This is a genomic window from uncultured Paracoccus sp., from assembly GCF_937873615.1.
Classification (GTDB): domain Bacteria; phylum Pseudomonadota; class Alphaproteobacteria; order Rhodobacterales; family Rhodobacteraceae; genus Paracoccus.
On sequence record NZ_CALMYP010000049.1, the window covers coordinates 1 to 23,007 of the forward strand.

The following is a 23,007-nucleotide window of genomic DNA, read 5'->3' on the forward strand; positions in this document are numbered from 1 at the left end:
CGACCCCCAGATTCGTAGTCTGGTGCTCTATCCAGCTGAGCTACGGGTCCGCTGTAGGCCGGTGATCTAATTGTAGCCCAAGGGGAGCGCAAGGGCAAAATCTACTCGATCGCGAGATTTTCGACGAGGGCGCCTCTGGGCAGGGAAATGCGGAACTCGGTGCCGGTCTCGTCGCTGCGCGTCAGCTCCAGCTTGCCGCCGTGTCCGCCGATCAGATCGGCGGCAATCGCCAGGCCAAGGCCGGTGCCGCCCTTGCGGGTGCCGCCGGTGAAGGGCTGGAACAGATAATCGCGCGCCTTCTGCGGCAGGCCGGGGCCGGTATCGCCGACGCGGATGAGCCAGTCCTGCTCTCCCTCTGTCGCGGCGATTTCGATGGTGCCGGGACGGCCGGCAGCCTCGATCGCCTGGCGGCCATTGCGGATCAGGTTCGACAGCACCCGATGCAACTGGTCGCGATCGGCGCGGATGACCAGATTGGCGCTGACATCGGTGATGAACTCGACCAGCCTTGCGCCATCGGCGGTCTCTGACAGCAGCGTCTCGGCCTCGGTGATCTCCTCGACCAGATCGCGCAAGGCGAAGCGCGACAGCGTCGGCGCCGGCTCCTCGGCCTTGCCGAAGGCCAGCGTCGTCTCGCAGAGGTTCACGGCGCGGCTGATCGAATTGACCAGTTTCGGCGCCGCCTTGCGCACGGCCGGATCGGCGCTGTCCTCCAGCCGGTCGGCGAAGATCTGGCTGGTGGTCAGGATATTGCGCAGATCGTGGCTGATCTTGGCCACCGCCTGCCCCAGACCGGCCAGGCGCTCCTTTTGCTTGAGCGACTGGGTCACCGTGGTCTGCATCAGGGCGAGGGCGGCCTCTGCCTCTCGGACCTCCGAGATGCGGGCGTCGGGGGTGATGATCAGGCGCGGGTCGTTCGGCGCATCGGCGTATTTCGCCATATGGCTGATGACGCGGCGGATCGGCTTCAGGATCAGCCGTTGCGCCGCCAGGTTCAGAAGCGCCGCCGTCAGCGCGATCAGCACCGCCGAGGAGACCAGCACCCGGAAGCCGAATTCGGCCATGGCCGCGCGCAGGGGCGCGGTGGACAGCGTGATCTCGATCAGCTGGCCGGCATGGTTGACCGGCGCGCCGATGACGCGGATCACCTCGTCCTTGCGGTCGAAGAGCTGCCGGATCCCGGCCAGTGCCGCCGCCATCCACGAATCGTCGCGCAGGTCATAGGTCGCCGCAATCGGCCCCGGCAGCGGCGAGGACAGCACCAGCTGGCGCACATCGTCGCGCCGCAGCACCACGTTATAGACCCCCGCATTGGCCAGCAGCTCGGATTCCAGTTCGGCGGCGATATTCTGGTTGTCGTCGGTCGCCAGCAAGGTCAGCGAGGCGATCTGCGCCTTCTCCAGCCGCGTCTGCAGGTAATCCAGACGGAAATTCGATACCGAGGGGATCAGCACGAAAATCTCGGCCAACGCCACGAAGAGCAGCGTCAGCGCGGCGAAACGGCCCGAGAGTGTGTTGATCCTCATGCTTGACAGAACTCTTTGCCGCGGATCTGGTGCCCGCTCTGGCGCAACACCTAGCTGTCGGACGGGGCAAATTCAAATCTTTGTGCCCCGGCCTCGACAGTTTGGCCGTTTTTGGGCGGATCGCCCGAATGTCTCGTTGACTTAGGCACGACCATGGCCTATTTCGCGGGCTTCGAATAACCGACGCGGTCGCGTGGGGCGGGTTTTTCTGACCCATCACCCAGACCTTCCGCGCCCGTAGAGTGGAGAAACGAAGATGTCGAAGCGCACGTTCCAGCCGTCGAACCTGGTTCGCACCCGCCGCCATGGCTTCCGCGCCCGGATGGCCACCAAGGCTGGCCGTCAGGTGCTTAACCGCCGCCGCGCCAAGGGCCGCAAGCGCCTGTCGGCCTGATCCGACCGCTGCATTCCGGCGCGCATCGGCGCGTCAGACAGGACATGACGATGCCGCCGCATCCGCCCCATGACGCTGATTCGATCCAGCAGGGGAAAGATGCGGCGGCATTTGTCGTGCCTGCCTTCACCATCCTGCGCAATCGGCCCGATTTCCTGAAAGCCGCGCAGGCCCGCCGCGCCGGCACTTCGGGTTTCCTGTTGCAGGCCCGTCGCCGTGCCGCGGATGACCCTGCCGAGGCGCCGGTGCGGGTGGGCTATACCTGCTCGAAGAAGATCGGCAATGCAGTGGCGCGGAACCGGGCCAAGCGCCGGCTGCGCGCCCTTGCCCGCGCGGTCATGCCCGGGCTGGCGCAGCCGGGCTGGGATTATGTCCTTGTCGGTCGCCCGCAGGAAACCATATCGCGCGATTTCAAGTCCTTGCAGGACGATCTTGCGAAGGCGATGGCGCGCGTCCACGCCCCAAAGGCCCCGCGATGAGCCCGCTCGCCCGCATCTTTGCCCTGCCGGTGCGCGCCTATCGGCTGTTGCTCAGCCCATGGGTCGGGCATGGCTGCCGCTTTCAGCCGACCTGCTCGGCCTATGCGCTGGAGGCGCTGGAAAAACACGGTGCCTTTCGCGGCAGTTGGCTGGCGCTTCGGCGCATCCTGCGCTGCCATCCCTGGGGCGGCGAGGGCTATGACCCGGTTCCCGGCTGCGGCCATGGCCAGCACTACCATTCAGAGAAACATGACAGCGATGAACGAGCATAGCGATATCGACGGGCCGGACGAAACCGAGGCAGAAATCCACGCGCTTTTCCGAGGCGCGCCCGCGACCACCGCCTTTCGCAAGCTGCGCAAGCGGCTGGTGCGCGACACCCGCGCCGCGATCGAGGATTTCGGCATGATCCGCCCCGGCGACCGCTGGCTGGTCTGCCTGTCGGGCGGCAAGGACAGCTATACGCTGCTGGCCATCCTGCATGAGTTGCAATGGCGCGGACTGCTGCCGGTCGAACTGCTGGCCTGCAATCTCGATCAGGGCCAGCCGGGCTTTCCGGCGACGGTGCTGCCCGAGTTCCTGAAGGATCGCGGCGTCACCCACCGGATCGAATATCAGGACACCTATTCCATCGTCACCGACAAGATCGCGCCGGGCGGCACCATGTGCAGCCTGTGCTCGCGGCTGCGGCGCGGAAACCTGTACCGGATCGCGCGCGAGGAAGGCTGCTCGGCCGTGGTGCTGGGCCATCACCGCGACGACATGCTGGAAACCTTCTTCATGAACCTGTTCCATGGCGGGCGGCTGGCGACCATGCCGCCGAAGCTTCTGAACGAGGAAGGCGACCTGCTGGTCCTGCGCCCGCTCGCCTATATCGCCGAGGCCGATTGCGAGAAATTCGCCCGCGACATGGATTACCCGATCATCCCCTGCGATCTCTGCGGCTCGCAGGAGGGCTTGCAGCGCGCCCAGGTCAAGCGCCTGCTGGACGAATGGGAGGCGCGCAGCCCGGGCCGGCGGCAGGTGATGTTCCGGGCGCTGATGAACACCCGGCCCTCGCATCTGCTGGACCCGAAACTGTTCGATTTCGCGGGTCTCTGGCCCGGTGCGGCGACGGTTTCCGACAGCGACGTGCCGAATCTGCGCGAACATTAACCGAACGGGAACCAGTTCGCGCCTAGATTGCCTGGTGAGATGCAAGCGAATCGGGACTGGAATGCGACTGCGTGCCCTATTTGACCGACTGACGGCGGGCTGGCGAAGAAGGCCGGCACCTGCGGACGTTGCCCCGCTAGCAAGCCCGGCCCCGACGCCCTACGGCCGCGCCGCCGCCGGAAATCTGAAATTTCGTCCCCAGCTCAGTTGTGAAAACCGTCAGGTGGCGTCGATCCTGGTCCTGCCGGAGCGGCAGTTGAACGGCGATACCGAGGCCATCCTGCGGGCAGCACTGAAACAGTCGCATGTCTGGGTGCAGGACGGCCTCGCCACGCCCCCGCTGGTGATCGAACTGCCGAAAGCCCTCGCGGAATCGGCGGAACTGGCGCAACCGCTGCTCTGGGAAATCGACCGCCAGAACGGCCAGCCCGGGCAAGTGATCTTCAGCGCAGCAAGCGCGGGTCACTATAGCCATGTGCTCAACGGAATGGCGCTCCTGTCGCGCCATGGTTGCGGGATCGAGCTTGACTGCCTCGATCCCCTGGGCATGGCGCTTGTCCGCGAAGTCAAACCAAAGCGGGCGCGGATGCGGGTGCCGCCGGATTTCCTGCCGGATGACCTTCGCCATCCCCAAGGGGGGCAATTGATCCTGTCGCTTCTGGCCCTGGCCGAGCGGCATGGATTGGCGACACTGGTCGGCGATGTCCGCTCGCGAGAGCGGTTCGACTGCCTCGCCCAGACGGGTTTCGACATTGTCGAGGGCGATGCGGTGGCGCCGGTGCTCGATGCCGATGCGACGGCGCAGTTCCTTGACAATACCGGCGCCCGCGCGGTGCCGCATGACAGGCTGCACTGGCCGGCTGCGTGAATGCAGGATCTCGACCATTCGCCGCAACCCGGCACTTCGGCCAGTCTGTGCCGGTGATTTTCCGCGAATTGCCTTGACCTTTGCCCGCCCCTTCTGTTGAACGCTGCCTGACAACAAGGGGCTCATATCCGCATGGAAGACAACAACCGCAATCTGATCCTGGCCATGGTTCTGTCCATGGTCGTGGTGCTGGTCTGGTTCACCTTCTTCGCGCCGGAGCCGCCGCCGCCCACCCCGGAAACCGAAGTCGCGGCGCAAAGCCAGACCGATGCCGGCGGCGTGACCGCGCCCACCGCCGATGCCGCCGCCCCCGGTGCCGCGATTGCCGCGACGGGGTCGCAGGATCCCTCGGCCTCGGCAGGCCGGGTCACGGTGAAAAGCCCGGCGCTGGAAGGCTCGATCTCGCTGGCCGGCGGGCGCATCGACGATCTGCTTCTGACCAGATACCGCGAGACGCTGGACGAGGATTCGCCCTTCGTGCGGTTGCTGGTTCCGACCGACAGCAGCTACCGCGCCACCATCGAGGCCGGCACCCCGGTCGCGCCGGGCGGCGATCCCACCGCCGTCACCGAAAAGCCCTATTACGCCGTCTATGGCTGGAGCCCGGGCGCCGGAACCGATCCGGCCGCCGTGCCCAATGCCGCGACCGTCTGGTCAGTCGAATCGGGCGAGACGCTCGGCCCCGACAGCCCGGTCACGCTGGTCTGGGACAATGGCCGCGGCCAGGTCTTCCGCCGCAGCTTCGCGCTGGATGACAAATACCTGTTCACGATCACCCAATCGGTCGAGAATACCGCCGACACCCCCTTCGCGGCTGCCCCCTATGGAATCATCGCCCGTCACGGCCAGCCCGACACGCAGAATTACTATGTCCTGCACGAGGGCGCGATCGGCATGACCGACGGCGAATTGCAGGAAATCAAGTACAAGAACATCGTCAAGCTCGACTCCGTCGCCCGCGAGGGCCGCGCCGAGATCACCGAGGTCACCGGGAACGGCTGGATCGGCTTCACCGACAAGTACTGGATGACGACGCTCGCCCCGGCCCCGGGCCAGCCCTTCACGGCTGTGGTCAAATATGCCGAGGGCGCCGATATCTATCAGGCCGAGACCCGCTTCCCAACCGTCACCGTCGCCCCGGGTCAAAGCGCATCGAGCGAATCCTATCTGTTCGCCGGGGCCAAGGAATGGGAAACCATCCGCGAGTATCAGGAAGCCCCCGGCATTCAGCGTTTCGTCGATTCCATCGACTGGGGCTGGTTCTATTTCCTGACCAAGCCGATCTTCCGCCTGCTGCACTGGCTGCACAGCTTCATCGGCAATATGGGCTGGTCGATCATCGCGCTGACCTTCATCCTGAAGCTGCTGGTCTTCCCGCTGGCGCGCAAATCCTACATCTCGATGGCACGGATGCGCGAATTGCAGCCCGAGATGGAGGCGCTGAAGGAACGCACCGGCGACGACCGCGCCAAGATGCAGCAGGAAATGATGGCGCTCTACAAGCGCGAGAAGGTCAACCCGGCCGCCGGCTGCCTGCCGATCCTGATCCAGATCCCGATCTTCTTCAGCCTCTACAAGGTGATCTTCGTCACGCTGGAACTGCGCCAGGCACCCTGGATCGGCTGGATCCGCGACCTCTCGGCACCCGATCCTTCGTCGATCCTGAACCTCTTCGGGCTTCTGCCCTATGCCGCGCCGGCGCGTGACAGCATGTTGGGCATCGTCTCGCTGTCGATCATGGCCATCATCCTCGGCATCTCGATGTGGCTGCAGCAGAAGCTGAACCCGGCCCCCACCGATCCGACCCAGAAGATGATCTTCGCCTGGATGCCTTGGGTATTCATGTTCATGCTGGGCGGCTTCGCCTCGGGGCTGGTGCTTTACTGGATCACCAACAACGTGATCACCATCGGCCAGCAATATGCGATCATGTCGATGCACGGCCATCCGCCGCAGCTGTTCGGCAATATCCGTGACAGCGTGCGGCTGCGGAAGAACAAGTAATGACGCGGCTCGCCCAGATCTGGCGCTATCCGCTGAAATCCATCGGGCGCGAGAGGTTGTCTCGCGCCCGTCTCGATCAGGGCGGCAAGATCCCCGGCGACCGGGCCTGGGCGGTGCTGCATGAAGGCGCGGCCAATCGGTTGAACGAGGCCGGCAGGCTGGAAAGCTGGCTGCCCAAGATGGCCTTCCTGCGCGGCGCGGCTGGCCCGTCATTGCAGGCCATTGAGGGCGGGATGGACGGCGGCAAGCTGGCGCTGCGCCACCCCGATGCCGGCGAGATCGCCATAGAGCCCGCGAATGAAGACGATGCGACGCGGCTGATCGACTGGCTGCGCCCGCTCTGGCCCGAAGGCAAGCCCGCCCCCCTGCGCCTCGTCGCCGGGCCCGCGCCGCTGACCGATACGCAAAAGCCCTTCGTTTCGATCAACTCGCTCAGCAGCCTGAGTGAGTTGGAGCGCGTGGCCGGCCAGCGGCTGGGCGTCGAACGCTGGCGCGGCAATCTCTGGATCGAAGGGGCGGAACCCTTCGCCGAGTTGGACTGGATCGATCGCGAGATCTCCATCGGCGCGGTGCGGCTGGTGGTGCGTCAGGCCATCGGTCGCTGCACGGCCACCGCCGTCGATACCGCGACCGGCCAGCCCGACCGCGACATGGTCCGCACCCTGACCGAGACCTATGGCCACAGCCATTTCGGCATCTATGCCGAGGTGCTGGAGGGCGGCGAAATCGCCGAGATGGATGAGGTGACGCTGCATCCCGCAGCCGGGGTCGGTGCATGAAGGTCGCCTTCCCCCTCGCCCCCGATCCAGATCCAGAGGCCGCCGAGGCCGCGCGCCTGCTGTTTGCCGGCCCGGTCGATTTCGTCAAGGGCGTGGTCGCCATGGACGGGCTGCCCCCCGCCGACCGGCCCGAAGTCTGCTTTGCCGGACGTTCCAATGTCGGCAAGTCCAGCCTGATCAATGCGCTGACCGGGCGCAAGGGCATCGCGCGCGCCTCGAACACGCCGGGGCGCACGCAGGAAATCAACTATTTCGCGCTTGGCCAGCATGGCTATCTGGTCGATCTGCCCGGCTATGGCTTTGCCAAGGCCCCGGTGGCGGTGGTGGCGAAATGGCAGGCGCTTCTGAAAAGCTATCTCGCCGGCAGGCCGACGCTGCGCCGCGCCTTCTGCCTGATCGACGCCCGCCACGGCGTCAAGCCGGTGGATCACGAGATCATGACCCTGCTCGACCGATCCGCCGTGCCCTTTCAGGTGGTGCTAACCAAGGCCGACAAGCTCGGCCCGAACGCGATCAAGCCGGTCATCGCCCAGGTCGAGGAAGAGTTGCAGAAGCATCCTGCGGCCTATCCCGAATTGGTCGTGACCTCATCGGAAAAGGGCGAAGGCATCGCCACCTTGCGCGCTATTATCGCCGGGCTGGATTAAGGCCGGGTCAGTCGTCTCTGGACCTTGCCCGGCCCTGCCCCTAACCTGCGGGCAACGCATCAGGGAACCCCCATGAGACAGCAGGACATGACCCGAGATTTTGCCGCCGCCGCCGCCACGCTTTCCGAAGCCCTGCCCTATATGCAGCGCTATTCCGGTGCTGTCGTGGTGGTCAAGTTCGGCGGCAATGCCATGGGCGACGATGCCGAAATGGCAAAGTTCGCCTCTGACATCGTGCTGATGAAGCAGGTCGGCATTCACCCGGTCGTCGTGCATGGCGGCGGGCCGATGATCAACGACCTGCTGGGCAAGCTGGGAATCGAAAGCCGATTCGTGCGCGGCAAGCGCGTCACCACCAAGGAAACCGTCGAGGTGGTGGAAATGGTGCTTTCGGGCCTCGTCAACAAGCGCATCGTCCAGGCGATCAACGATGCCGGCGGTCGCGCCATCGGCATTTCCGGCAAGGATGACGATCTGATGGTCTGCGAGGCCGACGACCCGGAACTGGGCTTCGTCGGTAAACCCGTCGAAATGAACGTCCAGATCATCCGCGATCTCTACACCGCCGGACTGATTCCCGTAATCGCCCCGGTGGCGACGGGGATGGAGGATAACGAGACCTTCAACGTCAATGGCGACACGGCGGCGGGGGCCGTGGCCGGTGCGCTTCAGGCCGACCGGCTGTTGCTGCTGACCGATGTCTCGGGCGTGAAGGACAAGACCGGAGAGGTGCTGACGGCGATGACCCCCGATCAGGTCCGCGCCATGATCGAGGACGGCTCTATCGCCGGCGGCATGATCCCGAAGACCGAAACCGCCCTGAAAGCGCTGGAAGACGGTGTGCGCGCGGTGGTCATCCTCGACGGGCGGGTGCCGAATGCCGTGCTTCTTGAACTGTTTACCGAACACGGTGCCGGCAGCCTCATCCGCTCGACCGAGCCGCGGGTGAAGCCGCGCGGCCTCCGGCAGGGCGACAGCGGGCTTTAACTCACAGACCATCCCCATATTTCAAACGCTTGCCCTCTCTGCACAACCTATGGCAGGCTCCGTTCACATTCTTCGCCAAGAGAGGCCGTCCCCCGATGAATCCGTCCGGATATCGCCGCCTGATCCTGACCCGCCACGCGAAATCGGCCTGGGACGATCCAACGCTTGAAGATTTCGACCGCCCGCTGAACGATCGCGGGCGCCGTGCCGCCCGCGCGCTTGGCGATTTCATGGCCTCGCGCGGCTATGAACCCGAAGAGGTCATCTGCTCGCCCGCACGGCGCACCCGCGAAACCTGGGAACGGATCGCCGGCGCGCCCTTGGAAGTGCGCCCGGCGCTGCGCTTCGAGGAACGCATGTTCCATGCCACCCCGGATGTGCTGCTGGAGGTGCTGAAATCCGCCAGTGCCCCCACGGTGATGATGCTCGGTCACAATCCCGGCATCGCCGAGTTTGCCGCCCGCCTGCCCGCGAACCCGCCGCTCGACCCGGATTTCCGCCGCTTTCCGACGGCGGCGACGCTGGTCGTCGATTTCCAGATCGACGATTGGGCCGATCTTCGCCCGGGCGAGGGCAGCGTGATGGATTTCGTCCGCATCGACGGGCGCTGAGAACAGGGAAGAGACATGACTTATCTGAAATCGCATCCCGATGCGAAGGGCTTCTTCGGGCCCTATGGCGGGGCCGACCTGCCGCCGGTTCTGGTCGAACGTTTCGCCGAGATCGAGGCCGCTTATCTGCGCCTCTCGCGCTCGGCCGGGTTCATCAGCGAGCTGCGCCATATCCGCAAGCATTTCCAGGGCCGCCCGACCCCGATCAGCTATCTCGGCAATCTCTCGGGCGATTGCGGCGGCGCGCAGATCTATGCCAAGCGCGAGGATCTGAACCATACCGGCGCCCATAAGCTGAACCATTGCATGGCCGAGGCGCTGCTGGCCAAGCATATGGGCAAGACCAAGCTCATGGCCGAAACCGGCGCCGGCCAGCATGGCGTGGCGCTGGCAACGGCGGCGGCCTATTTCGGCCTCGACTGCGAGATCCACATGGGCGAGATCGACATCGCCAAGGAGGCCCCGAACGTCACCCGGATGAAGCTTCTGGGCGCGAATGTGGTGCCGGTGGGCTTCGGCGGGCGGTCGCTGAAGGAAGCAGTGGACAGTTGCTTCCAGGCCTATGTCGCCCAGGCCGATACCGCTCTTTTCGCCATTGGCAGCGTGGTGGGCCCGCATCCCTTCCCGATGATGGTCCGCGATTTCCAGCATGTCGTCGGCATCGAATCGCGCGAGCAGTTCCTTGAGATGACCGGCCGCCTGCCCGACATGGTCGCGGCCTGCGTCGGCGGCGGCTCGAACGCCATGGGCATGTTCGCGGGCTTCATCGACGACGAGGAGGTGGCGCTTTACGGGGTCGAACCCTTGGGCACCTCGTCCAATCTGGGCGATCACGCCGCCACCATCAGCTTCGGCGAGGATGGCGATATCCACGGTTTCCGCACGCTGGTGCTGAAGGATGCCGAAGGCAACCCTGCCCCGGTCCATACCGTCGCCTCCGGCCTCGACTATCCGGGTGTCGGGCCGGAACATGCTTACCTGCACAAAAGCGGCCGGGCCAATTACGTGGCGGCGGATGACCGCGAGGCGCTCGACGCCTTCTATCGCCTGTCGCGGCGCGAAGGCATCATCCCGGCGCTGGAAAGCGCCCATGCCGTCGCCTTCGCCCTGCGCGAGGCACCGAAGCATCCGGGCAAGACCATCCTTCTCAACCTTTCGGGTCGGGGCGACAAGGATATCGACTATGTCACCGAGACCTACGGGTTCGGCGAAAACGCCTGAGATCTGAAAATGATGAATGCCGCGCCGGGGTTCGGCGCGGCATCGTCATGTCCGGCAGTCCTTATTCGCCCGAATAAAGCCCCTCATAGATCGGGCCGAGCGTATCCAGTTCGAACAGCGAACTGACCGAGGTGCCGTTCCAGATATTGATGATGGCCTGCGCGAAAAGCGGCGCGGTCGGCACGATGCGGATATTGGCGCAGCTTTTCACCGCATCGGGCTGGTCGATGGAATCGGTGATGACCAGCGATTTCATCACCGATTTCTGCACCCGCTCGACCGCCGGCCCCGAAAGGACGCCATGGGTGATATAGGCATGAACCTCGGTCGCGCCGTGATCGACCAGCAATTGCGCCGCCTTGCACAGCGTGCCGGCAGTGTCGCAGATGTCGTCGACGATAACGCAGGTCTTGCCCTTCACATCGCCGATCACCGTCATATCGGCGATCTCGCCGGCCTTCTCGCGGCGCTTGTCGACGATGGCCATGGGGACATTGATCCGCTTGGCGATCTCGCGCGCGCGGGCGACGCCGCCGACATCGGGCGAGACCACCATCAGATCGTCGATGCGGCCCTTGAAGTGATGCTTGATATCCAGCGAAAAGATCGGCGCGGCGTAAAGGTTGTCCACCGGGATATCGAAGAAACCCTGGATCTGCGCGGCGTGAAGATCCAGCGTCAGCACCCGGTCGACGCCGGCCTCGGTCAGCAGGTTGGCGACCAGCTTGGCGCTGATCGGCGTGCGCGCCTTGGCGCGGCGATCCTGGCGGGCATAGCCGAAATAGGGGATGACGGCGGTGATCCGGCTGGCCGAGGAGCGCCGCAGCGCGTCGGTCATGATCAGCAGTTCCATCAGGTTGTCATTGGCCGGGTTCGAGGTCGACTGGATGATATACATGTCCTCGCCACGGACATTGTCGAAGACCTCGACGAAGATCTCCTGATCGTTGAAACGCTCGACCCGGGCATCGACCGGGGCCACGTTCATGCCCCGATGCATCGACATGCGCCGCGCGATGGCCTGGGCCAGGGGCTTGTTGGCATTGCCGGAAATGAGTTTCGGTTCGGTCATCGCGGGCATGGGTTCGGTCCTCTGGCAGCCGGGATTCGGACGATTGCAGCGGACTTAGCACCGCGCTAGCCTGCCCGCAAACCTCAACCGACCGATTGGACGGCATATGGCACATATCGACTATTACTTCGGCACCATCAGCCCCTGGGCCTATTTCGCCGGCGACCGGCTGGAGCGAATCGCGCGCGAGCACAAGGCCGCGATCACCTATAAGCCGGTGGACCTGATGCAGCTGTTCCCGCGCACCGGCGGCCAGAAGCCGGCGGATCGGCACGAAAGCCGCAAGGACTACCGGCTGCAGGAACTCAGCCGTTGGGCGGCGGTGTTGAAACTGCCCTTCAATCTGCAGCCGGCGCATTTCCCGGTGAACATGGCGCCGTCCTCCTATGCGCTGATCGCGGCGCAGGCGGCGGGCGGCGATGTCGGCGGGCTGGCGCAGGGCTTTCTGCGCGCCGTCTGGGCCGAGGATCGCGACATTTCCGACGATGCGGTGATCCGCGACGTGCTGGCCAAGGCGGGCTTCGATCCGGCCATCGCCGACAAGGGCCTGTTCGTCGGGGCCGAGCAATATGGCCGCAATCTGGAAGACGCGGTGGCCGCCGGGGTCTTCGGCTCTCCGTTCTATATCGTGCGCGAGACCGGGCAGAAATTCTGGGGCCAGGACCGGCTGGATTTCCTGGCCGCGCATCTCGCCTCGCTCTGATGCAACTCAACGAACGGCATTTCCCGGGCGATCCCGAGCGTCCGGCCATCGGGCTGCATTGCATGATGGGCAGCGGCGGGCTGTTCGACCCGCTGGCAGCAAGGCTGGGTGGGCTGGTCGATCTGCGCGCCTTCGACTTTCCCGGCCATGGCCGCAGCCCCGGCTGGATCGCGCCCGGGGACGGGATCGACCTGCACACTTTCGTCACCCGCCAGACCGCCGGGCTGATCACCCGGCCGGTCGATCTGATCGGGCACAGTTTCGGGGCCACCGTGGCCCTGCGCATCGCCGTCGGCGCCCCCCATGCCATCCGCAGCCTGACCCTGGTCGAGCCGGTTCTGTTCGCCGCCGCCTCGCCCGCCGCCAGCACGGCCGAATACGACCGGCTGGCCCCTTACGAAGTCGCGCAGGACTGGGACGGCATGTTGCGGCAATTTCTGGGCGACTGGGGTGCGGCCGGGCCGGTGCCGAGCGAGGGCCCCAAGGCCGAGCGTCTGCGCCGCCAGATGCGGATGGTCGTCGATACCAATGCCGGGCTGATGGCCGACCGCGCCAATATCCTGCGCGAGGGCGGGCTGGAAGGCGTCGATGTGCCGGTCATGCTGATCGCGGGTGCTCAATCGCCGCCTATCGTCCACGAGATCGCCGAGGCCCTTGCCGCCCGCCTGCCCGATGTCGCCCGCGCCACCATTCCCGGCGCCGGGCATATGCTGCCGATGTCGCATCCCGACCAGTTCGCCGAACTGACCCGGATGAATCTGGAACGCAGTTAACCCCGCAGCGCGGCGATCAGCGCCTCGACATCTTCCTGCCGGCTGTTCCAGCTGCAGACGAAGCGCAGCGTGACCTCGTCCTGGGTCTCCTCACCCAGCGAGGTCCATTTGTAGTAGCTGGCACCGGCGGCGCGGGCGCGGTCGTCGGCATCGCTGGGGACCACGGCGAAGACCTGGTTCGATTCGACCGGCTGGGCCAGCCGCGCGCCTTCGACGGTTTCGATTCCTTCCGCCAGAAGCCGGGCCATGTCATTGGCATTGCGCGCCGCATCCAGCCAGAGACCGCCTTCCAGCAACGCATAGAACTGCGCCGCCAGATAGCGATGCTTGGACCACAGATGCCCGCCACGCTTGCGCATATAGGCCAGCCGCTCAGCCAGCACGCCATCGAAGGCGACGATGGCTTCGGCCCCCATGGCGCCGTTCTTGGTGCCGCCGAAGGACAGAAGATCGACGCCGGCGCGATGGGTGATGTCGGCGGGATGCGCATCGCTGCCGATGACAGCATTGGCGAAACGCGCGCCGTCCATATGCAGGACCAGCCCGTGCTGGCGCGCGACGGTGGCGATTTCCTGCACTGTCTCGGGCATCCAGACCCGGCCCCATTCGGTCGAATTGGTGATCGAGACCGCGCCGGGCTGGCCGCCGCCCAGCCCCTCGCCGGCCCAGAACCCGGCGGCGTGATCCAGCGCATCGGCGTCGATCAGCCCGCCATCGCCGGGCATCAGGGTCAACTTGGCCCCGGCGGTGAACAGTTCCGGCGCGCCGCATTCCGAGGTCTCGATATGGGCGTCCTCGTGGCAGAAGATGCGCTGCCAGGGCTGGAGCGAAGCGCCAAGTGCGATGGCATTCGCGGCCGTGCCGGTGGTCACGAACATCACCGCCGCCTCGGGCGCGTCCAGCACCTCGCGCACGCGCTCCTCGGCGGCGCGGGTCAGCGCGTCATTGCCATAGCCCAGAACATGCCCGTCATTCGCGGCGGCAAGCGCCGCCATCACCGCCGGATGAACGCCGGATGCATTGTCGGAAGCAAAGTTCATGACAGGTCCTCGATGATATGATCTTCCCAGTCTTCCTCGGGGATTTCGGCCTCGGACAGGGTCCAGCCGCGCACCGAGACGCCGGCGCGATGCACCGCCTCGGGATCGCCCGAGATCAGGTAATGCCAGCCCGGCAGCGGCCTGCCCTCGTGGCGCAGCCTATAGGCACAGGTCGCCGGCAGCCAATAGCTGATATCGGCGATCTTGGCCGGATCGAGCGTCACGCATTCGGGCACATATTGATGCCGGGTCTCGTAACGCGTGCAGCGGCAGGTCTGCCCGTCCAGCAGCCGGCAGGCGATGCGGGTAAAGGCAAGTTCCTCGGTATCCTCGAATTCCAGCTTGTTCAGGCAGCACTTGCCGCAGCCGTCACAAAGCGCCTCCCATTCGGCAGGATCGAGATCCTTGAGCGGCAGTTCCCAGAAACGCGGCCGCATCAATGCGCCGCCAGAACCGCGCGGGCATCGGCGCTGTCGCGGTCCATCTGCGCGATCAGCGCGTCGAGGCTGTCGAATTTCGCCTCGGGCCGCAGGTATTCGATCAGCGCGACCGACAGATGCTCGCCATAGAGATCGCCGTCGAAATCGAACAGATGCACTTCCAGATTGGGCCTGTTCACGCCGAACATCGGCCTGACGCCAAGGCTGGCAACGCCGGGCCAGCTGCCCTTGTGCGGCCCGCCCAGCACATCGGCGACGACCGCATAGACGCCGAGCTTCGGCAGGTGCAGCCCCTCGACCGACATATTCGCGGTCGGATAGCCAAGCGCGCGGCCGCGCTTCTCGCCGTGAAGAACCTCGCCCTCGATCCGGTGCCAATGGCCCAGCATCTGCTCGGCCTGACGCGGCTGGCCTTCGGCCAGGGCGGTGCGGATCGCGGTCGAGGAAAATTCGGTGCCGCCCTCGCCCAGAAGCGGCGCGATGGTGACGCCGAAGCCGAGCCTGTCGCCAAGATCGCGCAGGGTCGAGGCATCCCCGGCCCGGCCCTTGCCGAAGCAGAAATCCTGCCCGACGGCGACATGGGCGATTCCAAGGCCGTCGACCAGCACCTCGCGCGCGAAAGCCTCGGGCGAGAGGCCGGCGAGGACCGGACCGAAGGGCAGCTCAAACAGGTGTTCGACCCCGAGGCGGCGCAGCCGGTTCGCCCGCGCCTCGGCATTCATCAGCCGGAAGGGCGGCGCGTCAGGGGCGAAGAATTCGCGCGGATGCGGCTCGAAGCAAATCACGCCCAAAGGCGCATCAATGGCCGCGCGGGCGCAGTCGATGACCGAACGGTGGCCGCGATGAACGCCGTCGAAATTGCCCATCGCCACGGTGGTGCCGCGCGCCGAGGCGGGAAGACCGGTCCAGTGGTGATGGATGTGCAACAAGGGCCCCCTTCCGGGATCGGCCCGGCGCGTGGTCAGTCGGTGGCGGGACGGCCCCGCCCCCTGCATATCGCGCAGCGCGCGCCGGGTTGCAAGCGTCAGGGCAGCCGCCATTCCGGCGGGCAGCGGTCCAGAAGTTCCAGCGCTTCCAGCCGGCGCGGGCGAGCGGTTTCGGGATCGGGGATGGCAGGTTCGGCGGCCAGCCGCGCGATCCAACCTGCCGGCAGGCGCTGTTCATGCGCGCCGGCAAGGACAAGGGACAGATACCAGTCGAAGGGCCGGAGCCGGGCATCGCGATAGTCGGGCGGGGCGATATAGGTCAGTGCCTCGCGGTCATGCTCTGCCGTTTGCAGGGGAATGGTCCGGCGTTCATAGCCGCGCCCCCGCCCTTCGATCCAATCGAGCACCTCAAGGTCGGCATCGTCCAGATGAAACAGCACCCCCGGCACCCTGCATCCCGGCGCCTCCACCAGCGTGGCCTTGCCGGAGCCGTCCTGCCCCTGCTTGTCGAAGGTCAGATCGAACCCCTCGACATGGGCCACCGACAACACCCGCGCCGAAGCGCAGCGCGCCTTCAGCCGCGCGCCGAGCATGTTCGAGCCATAGGCGAAGTAACGGGCCACCTAGCGCAGACGGCCCATGGCGAAGGTCGGGTCAAGTTGGACCGCCGCCAGCCAGTCGCGCAGCAGGGCCGGATCGGGGTTTTCGACATCGGCGCCAAGCTCCTCGGCGGCAAGTCCGCCGGTGATGAAGACCGCATCCAGCCCCTCGCCCACCGCGCCGGCGATATCGGTCCTGATGCCGTCGCCGATGACCAGAATGCGGGCACCCTCGCGCAGGTTCAGAAGCCGCCTTGCCAGATCGTAGATCGGCGGATGCGGCTTGCCGAAATAAAGGCTTTCGCCGCCAAGATGTTGATAGAATTCGGCAATCGCCCCGGCGCAATAGATGCGGCGGTCGCCCAGATCGACGACGATATCGGGATTGGCGCAAAGCAGTTTCAGCCCCCGCTGGCGGGCCAGCATCAACTGGCCGCGATAATCCTCGGGCGTGTCGGTGGTCTCGTCGAAGGGGCCGGTGCAGACGATGCCCTCGGACTCGTCCAGAGGCACGCGGGCGATGGCCGGGGCATCGGCCCATGCGGCCGGCGCGTCGAAGAAGGCATCGTCCTTGGCCGGGCCGATATGCCAGACCCGGCGCCCGACCGCACCGGCAAACAGCGCATCCTGCGCCGCATCGCCCGAGGTCACGATCACGTCCCATGCGTCGCGCGGGATGCCGAGCCTGTCGAAGCTGGCCTCGACCTGGGCTGCCGGACGCGGCGCATTGGTCAGAAGGCAGACCTTGCCGCCGCCCTGCCGGAAGGCCTGCAGCGCCGCGATCGCCTCGGGATAGGCGCGGATGCCGTTATGCACGCAGCCCCAGAGATCGCAGAAAAGCACGTCGTAATCATTGGCGATTTCGGACAGGGACTGGAGGATTCGGGTCATGGCATCTTCCTTCGGCTGGCATGGGAAAGGCCGGGGGTGATCCCCCGGCCCGTTGGCTGACACATCGCCCGGATCAGAGCTTGAGCGACGGGATGATCTGCTTCTTGCGCGACATGATGCCGGGCAGAACCACGCTGTCGCCGGCGACCTTGGCATCGAAAGAAGCCTCGGCCACCTGCTTGACGTAATCGTTCGGCACCAGCAGCGTCGCTTCCTCGTTCAGGATATCGACGACGAACAGCAGCACTTCGTCGGCACCATCGGCCGAGGCCACGCCCGGCATGGCCGCCATCAGCGCCGCCTTGCGGTCCAGCAGCACCTTGGGCGCGGTGGTTTCCAGAACCGAGACCCGCAGCTTCTTGCCGTCGAGTTCGAATTCCTTGCTGTCCATGCGCAGCAATTCCTCGTCCGAGAAGGCGCTGACATCGGATTTCGCGGCGAACATCTCGGCCGCGTAATCGGACACGTTCACGCCCAGATCGGCGGCCAGCTTCTCGGCCACGGCCTTGTCATGGGCGGTGGTGGTGGGCGAACGGAATTCCAGCGTGTCCGACAGGATGCAGGTCAGCATCACGCCCTTGACCCAGTCCGGCGCCTTCGACAGGTCGTCGCCGATCAGGTCGTGCATGATGGTGGCGGTGCAGGCCAGCGGGCGGATGGTGATATTGATCGGCGTCCGGGTCTTGATGCCGCCGACCAGCATGTGGTGGTCGATGATTTCCAGCACCTCGGTCTCGTTGATGCCCTCGGGCAGTTCGGCCGGGTTGTTGGTATCGCAGATGACCGTCTGCGAGCCCGCCGCCAGTTCGGTCACGATCTCGGGCATGTCGCGGCCCCAGCGGGTCAGCATCCAGCCAGCCTCGGTATTCGGCTTGCCCTGGAGGATCGCGCGCGCCGGGGTCTTGCGGACCTCGTTCAGATACCAGGCCCAGATGATGGGCGAGCCGGTGGCATCGGTATCGGGCGATTTATGGGCGAGAACGGTGATCATCGCGAGAAGCTCCTGACAGATATGCGGTGGTCCGGCCCGAAGGCGCCGGTCCGTATGATGATTGGCGTTCTCCTATCGCGGGATCGGGGCAAAGTCCATCATTGCACGAGGTTCGACGCCGCCCCCACGGCAAGCGCCACGATCACCGTGTTGAAGAAGAAGGACAGCACCGCGTGCATCAGCGTCACCTTGCGGAAACTGCGACTGCGCAGGCTGACATCGGCGGTCTGCGCGGCCATGCCGATGGTGAAACTGTAATAGAGAAAATCCCAGATATCCGGCTCGGGCTGGCCGGGGCCGAAATTCAACCCGCGCGCATCCTCGCCGTCGCCATCCAGCGCATACCACATGCTGGCGTAATGGAAGGCCATGACCACCTGCAGGGTGGACCAGCCGAGCGGGATCGAGGCGAGCGCGAGGATATTTCGCAGCACCGAACCGCCGGCCGCGCCGCGCATGGTCTCGACAATGCCGATCAGGCTGAGCGCGATGGCCGCAAGCGCGATCACCAGGATGATCGGCATCCCCTCGTCGACGGTATCGCCGCGCGATTTCAGCGCCGCCGGCCCAAGCCTGCCCAGCAGACGCACGGTCCAGGCCAGAAAGATCGCGAAGAACGAACTGACCCCAAGCAGCGCCCGGTCGGGCAAGGGCCAGTGCCAGGCGGCCATGCCGATCAGCAGCCCCAGCAGGGCGGATACCAGGAAACGCTTGTGGCGGCGCAGGTCTGACAGCATGTTCAGACCGGCCCCCGCCGATGCGCGTTCCGCCGTTGGCCCCCAGCCGGATTCCACGATCCATACCGCATCATTCCACCCGCTCGATGGTCCAGCCTTCCTGTTCGAGCAGGCGCAGCACCCCTTTTTCGCCCGGCAGATGCAGGGCACCGAAGGCCGCGACGACGCCCTTGCCGCTGGCAGCGGCCATATTGGCGGCCCCGGTCATCGGGTCGATCCAGGCGCGGTTGCGGTCATGCATGAGGATCTGCTCGGCCTCGGCCAGCATCTCGTCGACCTCGCCCTCGGTCAGGCCGGAATTGCGATAGCCGTCGAGCCGGCCGAATTCCCAGATCTGCCAGATATCGCCGGCGGCATAGGCATCGTCCATGGTCGTGGTGTAATCGTCGGCATAACCGGCCATGGGCAGGGAATAGACGATCATCTCGACCTCCTCCTGCGGGGTCAGGTTGCCGAACATCTGGATCACCGTATCCCATGGCTCCAGCGCCTCGACGGGCAGGCCGATCGTCTCGGCCTCGGCCATCAGCCGCTTGTCGAGCCCGTTCAGAAGCGCGCTCTCCTGCGTCAACTGCTGCATCGCGCAGGGCGAGAAACCCATCAGCATGGCCAGATACCAGGGCCGCATCCGTGAGGCCATGACCGCCGGGACGCCGCGCGCCTCCATCGCCGCGCTGACCTCCTGCCATTGCGGCTCGCTCAGCCTCTCGGGCAGGGTCGGGCCGGTCGGGTCCATGATCAACGTCGGATCGCTGAGCATCGCCGCCTGAAGCTGGGCCTCCTCCTCTGGTCCCATCTCGACCAGCAGCCGGTCGGCGGCCGCAAGATCGGGCTGCAGGCGCGCGACCGTGGCCGGGTGCATGGCGTGATCGAAATGATAGGTGCCGACGATGGAAATCCAGGCATCGCCCTTCTCGGCCCGCCAGAGGATGCCCTGATGATAGGGCACCGCCTCGGCCCGGTCCCGGATCCATGCCCGATCCTCGCCCGGAAGCGCCGCGATCAGGTTTTCGCCCACGCATTCCCCGGCGAAACCGGAACCGGCCAGAAACATCAGCGCGCTTGCGGCAAGGACGGTCTTCATCTTCGGCTCCGGGCTTGGGGACGTTGGCAGAAGCCTTTCACGATGGCGGGGATTTTTCCAGAGCCGCGAAAATTTATGCCGGCTTTGCCGTTGACAGCTTTCCGGGCGATCCCTAGATCATTCGGCGCTGGCACTCACCAAGGCCGAGTGCCAACAATCAGACACTGCAACCTGAAACACCGGAGTGTTAACATGGCTTTCAAACCGCTGCACGACCGAGTCCTGGTCAAGCGCGTCGAATCCGACGAGAAGACCAAGGGCGGGCTGATCATCCCCGACAGCGCCAAGGAAAAACCCGCTGAAGGCGAAGTCGTCGCCGTCGGCGAAGGCGCCCGCAAGGATTCGGGCGAGCTGATCGCACCCGCGGTCAAGGCCGGCGACCGGGTCCTGTTCGGCAAATGGTCGGGCACCGAGGTCACGCTGGATGGCCAGGAGCTGCTGATCATGAAGGAAAGCGACATCATGGGGATCATCGGCTGATCGCCGAACCCCAGACAAACGCTTCAATTCAAACGAGTTTCTAGGAGAATAACATGGCTGGCAAGGACGTTAAGTTCAGCACCACCGCGCGCGATTCGATGCTGAAGGGCGTCAATATTCTGGCGGATGCGGTCAAGGTCACCCTCGGCCCGAAAGGCCGCAACGTGGTCATCGACCGTTCCTTCGGCGCACCGCGCATCACCAAGGACGGCGTTTCGGTCGCCAAGGAAATCGAGCTTTCGGACAAGTTCGAGAACATGGGCGCCCAGATGGTCCGCGAAGTCGCTTCGCGCACCAATGACGAGGCCGGCGACGGCACCACCACCGCGACGGTTCTGGCCCAGGCCATCGTCAAGGAAGGCATGAAATCGGTTGCCGCCGGCATGAACCCGATGGATCTGAAGCGCGGCATCGACCTGGCGACCTCGAAAGTCGTCGAAGCGATCAAGGCTGCCTCGCGCCCGGTCAACGATTCGGACGAAGTCGCTCAGGTTGGCACCATCTCGGCCAATGGCGAAGAAGGCATCGGCAAGATGATCGCCGAAGCCATGCAGAAAGTCGGCAACGAGGGTGTCATCACCGTCGAAGAGAACAAGGGCATGGAAACCGACGTCGAAGTCGTCGAGGGCATGCAGTTCGACCGTGGCTATCTGTCGCCCTATTTCGTGACCAATCCCGACAAGATGGTCGCCGATCTGGAAGACGCCTATATCCTGCTGCACGAGAAGAAGCTCTCCTCGCTGCAGCCGATGGTTCCGCTGCTGGAAGCCGTGATCCAGTCGGGCAAGCCGCTGCTGATCATCGCCGAGGATGTCGAGGGCGAGGCCCTGGCCACGCTGGTCGTCAACAAGCTGCGCGGCGGTCTGAAGATCGCAGCCGTCAAGGCGCCGGGCTTCGGCGATCGCCGCAAGGCCATGCTGCAGGACATCGCCATCCTGACCGGCGGTCAGGTGATCAGCGAAGACCTGGGCATGAAGCTGGAAAACGTCACCGTCGACATGCTGGGCACCGCCAAGAAGGTTTCGATCAACAAGGACAATACCACCATTGTTGACGGCGCCGGCGACAAGGCCGAGATTGAGGCCCGCGTGGGTCAGATCCGCCAGCAGATCGAGGAAACCACCAGCGATTACGACAAGGAAAAGCTGCAGGAACGCGTGGCCAAGCTGGCCGGCGGCGTGGCCGTCATCCGCGTCGGCGGCATGACCGAAGTCGAAGTGAAAGAGCGCAAGGACCGCGTCGATGACGCGCTGAACGCGACCCGTGCGGCGGTTCAGGAAGGCGTTGTCGTCGGTGGCGGCGTGGCGCTGGTTCAGGGCGGCAAGGCGCTGGAAGGCCTGAAGGGTGCGAACTCGGATCAGGACGCCGGCATCACCATCGTGCGCCGCGCGCTGGAAGCCCCGATGCGCCAGATCGCCGAAAACGCCGGCGTCGACGGCGCTGTCGTCGCGGGCAAGATCCGCGAATCGAACGACAAGGCCTTCGGCTTCAACGCCCAGACCGAAGAATATGGCGACATGTTCAAGTTCGGCGTCATCGACCCGGCGAAAGTCGTGCGCACCGCGCTGGAAGACGCAGCCTCGGTTGCCGGCCTGCTGATCACCACCGAAGCCATGGTCGCCGAGAAGCCCGAGCCGAAGGGCGCCGGTGGTGCCCCCGACATGGGTGGCATGGGTGGCATGGGCGGCATGGGGATGATGTAATCCCCTGCCCTCAGGCAGACATGCGAAAGGCCGCCCTTCGGGGCGGCCTTTTTCTTTCGACGGCTTGAAAAAACTGCCGGGCGCGGCTTGCGACTGACGCGCCCGGCAGTCCCGGCGGGGGAGCGCCGGATCAGTGCGCCAACATCTCTGACACGACGCCTTCCGTGCTCAGCGCGGCCGGGTAATAGGTCGGCCAGTTGGTCAGCTCTTTCAGGATCTCGGCGCGGTCCTCGCCCCAATAGAGGTGGTAATGGTCCGAGACCTCGGGCGCGATCTTGTGATCGCTGAACTGGATGAAGCCCGGCGCATCCGCATCACCCTCGACCTTGCGGAAGATGAAGCGCACACCGCGATTGCCCTTCTCATAGGTCAGGATCTCATAGCCATCGTCGGCATAGCGCCCCGAGACCGCCGCATCGCCGCGATGGAAGGTGACCATGTCGCCTTCGATATCCAGCCGATCGACATCGGTCGCATAGCCGATGCGGTAATATTCGGTGTATTCCTCGGCCGTCTTGTCGCCATGCGCGGCCTTGTCGGCCATGACCGCATCCAACTGCCCCGCCTCCAGCAGCGGAAAGACCGATTGCCATTCGCCCTGCCAGTCGGAAAGCGGGCGCGGCGCGATCTGGCTGTCCTCGAAATAACCGCTGTAGATCTGTTGCTTGGCGGCGGCCTCGTCATGTTCATGCGCGTGCGCGTGATCGTGGGCGGCAGCGTCCTGTTCGGTTCCGCTGGCATGGGCCGCAAGCGCAAACATGCTGACGGCCAGAGCCGCCATCGTCGTTGTCATCGTCCGGGAATACATCTTCGTCTTTCTCCAATCAGATTTGCAATGTTATTACATTACATATCCTGAATAGACGAGCCATCCCCATGACGCAACGGTTTCCGATC

26 protein-coding genes are annotated in these 23,007 nt (G+C 65.2%); 15 read left to right on the top strand and 11 right to left on the bottom strand.

Annotated features, from left to right (window positions below; translation table 11 throughout):
- Positions 1 to 101 precede the first annotated feature (101 nt).
- Positions 102 to 1,526, bottom strand: a complete 1,425-nt coding sequence (locus tag Q0330_RS11075) for a HAMP domain-containing sensor histidine kinase (protein WP_299478793.1) — start codon at positions 1,524 to 1,526, stop codon at positions 102 to 104.
- Positions 1,527 to 1,782: 256 nt separating this feature from the next.
- On the opposite strand from Q0330_RS11075, the gene rpmH reads away from it, so the two are divergent.
- The 11 genes from rpmH to trpB all read left to right on the top strand — a co-directional run bounded on the left by rpmH (position 1,783) and on the right by trpB (position 10,671).
- On the top strand, positions 1,783 to 1,920 hold the full coding sequence (rpmH, locus tag Q0330_RS11080) for a 50S ribosomal protein L34 (protein WP_147097266.1): 138 nt from the start codon (positions 1,783 to 1,785) through the stop codon (positions 1,918 to 1,920).
- Between the two features lie 50 nt (positions 1,921 to 1,970).
- The gene (rnpA, locus tag Q0330_RS11085) at positions 1,971 to 2,399 is read left to right on the top strand and encodes a ribonuclease P protein component (RefSeq protein ID WP_299478802.1); all 429 of its coding nucleotides are present in this window, start codon (positions 1,971 to 1,973) and stop codon (positions 2,397 to 2,399) included.
- Positions 2,396 to 2,671 (top strand): membrane protein insertion efficiency factor YidD, encoded by a 276-nt coding sequence (yidD, locus tag Q0330_RS11090; RefSeq protein WP_299478805.1) that lies wholly within the window; start codon positions 2,396 to 2,398, stop codon positions 2,669 to 2,671. The genes rnpA and yidD overlap by 4 nt, the downstream gene beginning before the upstream one ends.
- Entirely contained in the window at positions 2,658 to 3,554 is an 897-nt protein-coding gene (gene ttcA, locus Q0330_RS11095; RefSeq protein ID WP_299478808.1) for a tRNA 2-thiocytidine(32) synthetase TtcA, read from the top strand. Before yidD ends, ttcA begins: the two co-directional genes overlap by 14 nt.
- A gap of 223 nt (positions 3,555 to 3,777) precedes the next feature.
- The gene (locus tag Q0330_RS11100; protein WP_299478811.1) at positions 3,778 to 4,422 is read left to right on the top strand and encodes an EAL domain-containing protein; all 645 of its coding nucleotides are present in this window, start codon (positions 3,778 to 3,780) and stop codon (positions 4,420 to 4,422) included.
- A 132-nt stretch (positions 4,423 to 4,554) separates the two neighbouring features.
- A complete protein-coding gene (yidC, locus tag Q0330_RS11105; RefSeq protein ID WP_299478813.1) occupies positions 4,555 to 6,426 on the top strand; it encodes a membrane protein insertase YidC in 1,872 nt (623 codons plus the stop codon).
- Positions 6,426 to 7,205, top strand: a complete 780-nt coding sequence (locus Q0330_RS11110) for an MOSC N-terminal beta barrel domain-containing protein (RefSeq protein WP_299478816.1) — start codon at positions 6,426 to 6,428, stop codon at positions 7,203 to 7,205. The genes yidC and Q0330_RS11110 overlap by 1 nt, the downstream gene beginning before the upstream one ends.
- The gene (yihA, locus tag Q0330_RS11115) at positions 7,202 to 7,852 is read left to right on the top strand and encodes a ribosome biogenesis GTP-binding protein YihA/YsxC (RefSeq protein WP_299478819.1); all 651 of its coding nucleotides are present in this window, start codon (positions 7,202 to 7,204) and stop codon (positions 7,850 to 7,852) included. Before Q0330_RS11110 ends, yihA begins: the two co-directional genes overlap by 4 nt.
- 87 nt (positions 7,853 to 7,939) lie before the next feature.
- Positions 7,940 to 8,839, top strand: coding sequence for an acetylglutamate kinase (argB, locus tag Q0330_RS11120; RefSeq protein WP_299478935.1), 900 nt, complete (start codon positions 7,940 to 7,942; stop codon positions 8,837 to 8,839).
- A 95-nt stretch (positions 8,840 to 8,934) separates the two neighbouring features.
- Entirely contained in the window at positions 8,935 to 9,450 is a 516-nt protein-coding gene (locus Q0330_RS11125) for a histidine phosphatase family protein (protein ID WP_299478822.1), read from the top strand.
- Positions 9,451 to 9,465: 15 nt separating this feature from the next.
- Positions 9,466 to 10,671 (top strand): tryptophan synthase subunit beta, encoded by a 1,206-nt coding sequence (gene trpB, locus Q0330_RS11130; RefSeq protein ID WP_299478825.1) that lies wholly within the window; start codon positions 9,466 to 9,468, stop codon positions 10,669 to 10,671.
- A gap of 61 nt (positions 10,672 to 10,732) precedes the next feature.
- Here the strand turns inward: trpB and Q0330_RS11135 are convergent, their stop codons facing one another.
- On the bottom strand, positions 10,733 to 11,752 hold the full coding sequence (locus tag Q0330_RS11135; RefSeq protein ID WP_299478828.1) for a ribose-phosphate pyrophosphokinase: 1,020 nt from the start codon (positions 11,750 to 11,752) through the stop codon (positions 10,733 to 10,735).
- 97 nt (positions 11,753 to 11,849) lie between these two features.
- On the opposite strand from Q0330_RS11135, the gene Q0330_RS11140 reads away from it, so the two are divergent.
- Positions 11,850 to 12,446, top strand: coding sequence for a 2-hydroxychromene-2-carboxylate isomerase (locus Q0330_RS11140; RefSeq protein WP_299478831.1), 597 nt, complete (start codon positions 11,850 to 11,852; stop codon positions 12,444 to 12,446).
- Complete coding sequence (locus Q0330_RS11145) at positions 12,446 to 13,219, top strand: alpha/beta hydrolase (RefSeq protein ID WP_299478834.1); 774 nt, start codon at positions 12,446 to 12,448, stop codon at positions 13,217 to 13,219. The genes Q0330_RS11140 and Q0330_RS11145 overlap by 1 nt, the downstream gene beginning before the upstream one ends.
- On the opposite strand, the gene Q0330_RS11150 is transcribed toward Q0330_RS11145, so the two are convergent.
- From Q0330_RS11150 to Q0330_RS11185, 8 genes are all read right to left on the bottom strand, one after another.
- Complete coding sequence (locus Q0330_RS11150; protein WP_299478837.1) at positions 13,216 to 14,259, bottom strand: aminotransferase class V-fold PLP-dependent enzyme; 1,044 nt, start codon at positions 14,257 to 14,259, stop codon at positions 13,216 to 13,218. The genes Q0330_RS11145 and Q0330_RS11150 overlap by 4 nt on opposite strands.
- Positions 14,256 to 14,696, bottom strand: coding sequence for a YcgN family cysteine cluster protein (locus Q0330_RS11155; protein ID WP_299478840.1), 441 nt, complete (start codon positions 14,694 to 14,696; stop codon positions 14,256 to 14,258). Before Q0330_RS11155 ends, Q0330_RS11150 begins: the two co-directional genes overlap by 4 nt.
- Positions 14,696 to 15,625: a bifunctional riboflavin kinase/FAD synthetase gene (locus Q0330_RS11160; protein ID WP_299478938.1), complete on the bottom strand. Its 930-nt coding sequence runs from the start codon at positions 15,623 to 15,625 to the stop codon at positions 14,696 to 14,698. The genes Q0330_RS11155 and Q0330_RS11160 overlap by 1 nt, the downstream gene beginning before the upstream one ends.
- A 98-nt stretch (positions 15,626 to 15,723) precedes the next feature.
- The gene (locus Q0330_RS11165; RefSeq protein ID WP_299478843.1) at positions 15,724 to 16,248 is read right to left on the bottom strand and encodes a gamma-glutamylcyclotransferase family protein; all 525 of its coding nucleotides are present in this window, start codon (positions 16,246 to 16,248) and stop codon (positions 15,724 to 15,726) included.
- Entirely contained in the window at positions 16,249 to 17,115 is an 867-nt protein-coding gene (locus Q0330_RS11170) for a TIGR01459 family HAD-type hydrolase (RefSeq protein WP_299478846.1), read from the bottom strand.
- Positions 17,116 to 17,188: 73 nt separating this feature from the next.
- The gene (locus tag Q0330_RS11175) at positions 17,189 to 18,106 is read right to left on the bottom strand and encodes a manganese-dependent inorganic pyrophosphatase (RefSeq protein WP_299478849.1); all 918 of its coding nucleotides are present in this window, start codon (positions 18,104 to 18,106) and stop codon (positions 17,189 to 17,191) included.
- A 98-nt stretch (positions 18,107 to 18,204) separates the two neighbouring features.
- Complete coding sequence (locus Q0330_RS11180) at positions 18,205 to 18,900, bottom strand: DUF1345 domain-containing protein (RefSeq protein ID WP_299478852.1); 696 nt, start codon at positions 18,898 to 18,900, stop codon at positions 18,205 to 18,207.
- A 13-nt stretch (positions 18,901 to 18,913) separates the two neighbouring features.
- Entirely contained in the window at positions 18,914 to 19,927 is a 1,014-nt protein-coding gene (locus Q0330_RS11185) for a TraB/GumN family protein (RefSeq protein ID WP_299478855.1), read from the bottom strand.
- Between the two features lie 192 nt (positions 19,928 to 20,119).
- Here Q0330_RS11185 and groES point away from each other — a divergent pair, with 192 nt between their 5' ends.
- A complete protein-coding gene (gene groES / locus Q0330_RS11190; protein WP_299478858.1) occupies positions 20,120 to 20,407 on the top strand; it encodes a co-chaperone GroES in 288 nt (95 codons plus the stop codon).
- A 53-nt stretch (positions 20,408 to 20,460) separates the two neighbouring features.
- Positions 20,461 to 22,110 (top strand): chaperonin GroEL, encoded by a 1,650-nt coding sequence (gene groL / locus Q0330_RS11195; protein ID WP_299478861.1) that lies wholly within the window; start codon positions 20,461 to 20,463, stop codon positions 22,108 to 22,110.
- A 130-nt stretch (positions 22,111 to 22,240) separates the two neighbouring features.
- Here the strand turns inward: groL and Q0330_RS11200 are convergent, their stop codons facing one another.
- Complete coding sequence (locus Q0330_RS11200) at positions 22,241 to 22,870, bottom strand: metal-binding protein ZinT (RefSeq protein WP_299478941.1); 630 nt, start codon at positions 22,868 to 22,870, stop codon at positions 22,241 to 22,243.
- Between the last annotated feature and the right edge of the window lie 137 nt (positions 22,871 to 23,007).

Bases quoted from the DNA above. Each gene is read 5' to 3' on its own strand.
- Q0330_RS11075 (WP_299478793.1), bottom strand. From the start codon at position 1,526: ATGAGGATCAACACACTCTCGGGCCGTTTCGCCGCGCTGACGCTGCTC.
- rpmH (WP_147097266.1), top strand. From the start codon at position 1,783: ATGTCGAAGCGCACGTTCCAGCCGTCGAACCTGGTTCGCACCCGCCGC.
- rnpA (WP_299478802.1), top strand. From the start codon at position 1,971: ATGCCGCCGCATCCGCCCCATGACGCTGATTCGATCCAGCAGGGGAAA.
- yidD (WP_299478805.1), top strand. From the start codon at position 2,396: ATGAGCCCGCTCGCCCGCATCTTTGCCCTGCCGGTGCGCGCCTATCGG.
- ttcA (WP_299478808.1), top strand. From the start codon at position 2,658: ATGAACGAGCATAGCGATATCGACGGGCCGGACGAAACCGAGGCAGAA.
- yidC (WP_299478813.1), top strand. From the start codon at position 4,555: ATGGAAGACAACAACCGCAATCTGATCCTGGCCATGGTTCTGTCCATG.
- Q0330_RS11110 (WP_299478816.1), top strand. From the start codon at position 6,426: ATGACGCGGCTCGCCCAGATCTGGCGCTATCCGCTGAAATCCATCGGG.
- yihA (WP_299478819.1), top strand. From the start codon at position 7,202: ATGAAGGTCGCCTTCCCCCTCGCCCCCGATCCAGATCCAGAGGCCGCC.
- argB (WP_299478935.1), top strand. From the start codon at position 7,940: ATGACCCGAGATTTTGCCGCCGCCGCCGCCACGCTTTCCGAAGCCCTG.
- Q0330_RS11125 (WP_299478822.1), top strand. From the start codon at position 8,935: ATGAATCCGTCCGGATATCGCCGCCTGATCCTGACCCGCCACGCGAAA.
- trpB (WP_299478825.1), top strand. From the start codon at position 9,466: ATGACTTATCTGAAATCGCATCCCGATGCGAAGGGCTTCTTCGGGCCC.
- Q0330_RS11135 (WP_299478828.1), bottom strand. From the start codon at position 11,752: ATGCCCGCGATGACCGAACCGAAACTCATTTCCGGCAATGCCAACAAG.
- Q0330_RS11140 (WP_299478831.1), top strand. From the start codon at position 11,850: ATGGCACATATCGACTATTACTTCGGCACCATCAGCCCCTGGGCCTAT.
- Q0330_RS11145 (WP_299478834.1), top strand. From the start codon at position 12,446: ATGCAACTCAACGAACGGCATTTCCCGGGCGATCCCGAGCGTCCGGCC.
- Q0330_RS11150 (WP_299478837.1), bottom strand. From the start codon at position 14,259: ATGAACTTTGCTTCCGACAATGCATCCGGCGTTCATCCGGCGGTGATG.
- Q0330_RS11155 (WP_299478840.1), bottom strand. From the start codon at position 14,696: ATGCGGCCGCGTTTCTGGGAACTGCCGCTCAAGGATCTCGATCCTGCC.
- Q0330_RS11170 (WP_299478846.1), bottom strand. From the start codon at position 17,115: ATGACCCGAATCCTCCAGTCCCTGTCCGAAATCGCCAATGATTACGAC.
- Q0330_RS11175 (WP_299478849.1), bottom strand. From the start codon at position 18,106: ATGATCACCGTTCTCGCCCATAAATCGCCCGATACCGATGCCACCGGC.
- Q0330_RS11185 (WP_299478855.1), bottom strand. From the start codon at position 19,927: ATGAAGACCGTCCTTGCCGCAAGCGCGCTGATGTTTCTGGCCGGTTCC.
- groES (WP_299478858.1), top strand. From the start codon at position 20,120: ATGGCTTTCAAACCGCTGCACGACCGAGTCCTGGTCAAGCGCGTCGAA.
- groL (WP_299478861.1), top strand. From the start codon at position 20,461: ATGGCTGGCAAGGACGTTAAGTTCAGCACCACCGCGCGCGATTCGATG.
- Q0330_RS11200 (WP_299478941.1), bottom strand. From the start codon at position 22,870: ATGTTTGCGCTTGCGGCCCATGCCAGCGGAACCGAACAGGACGCTGCC.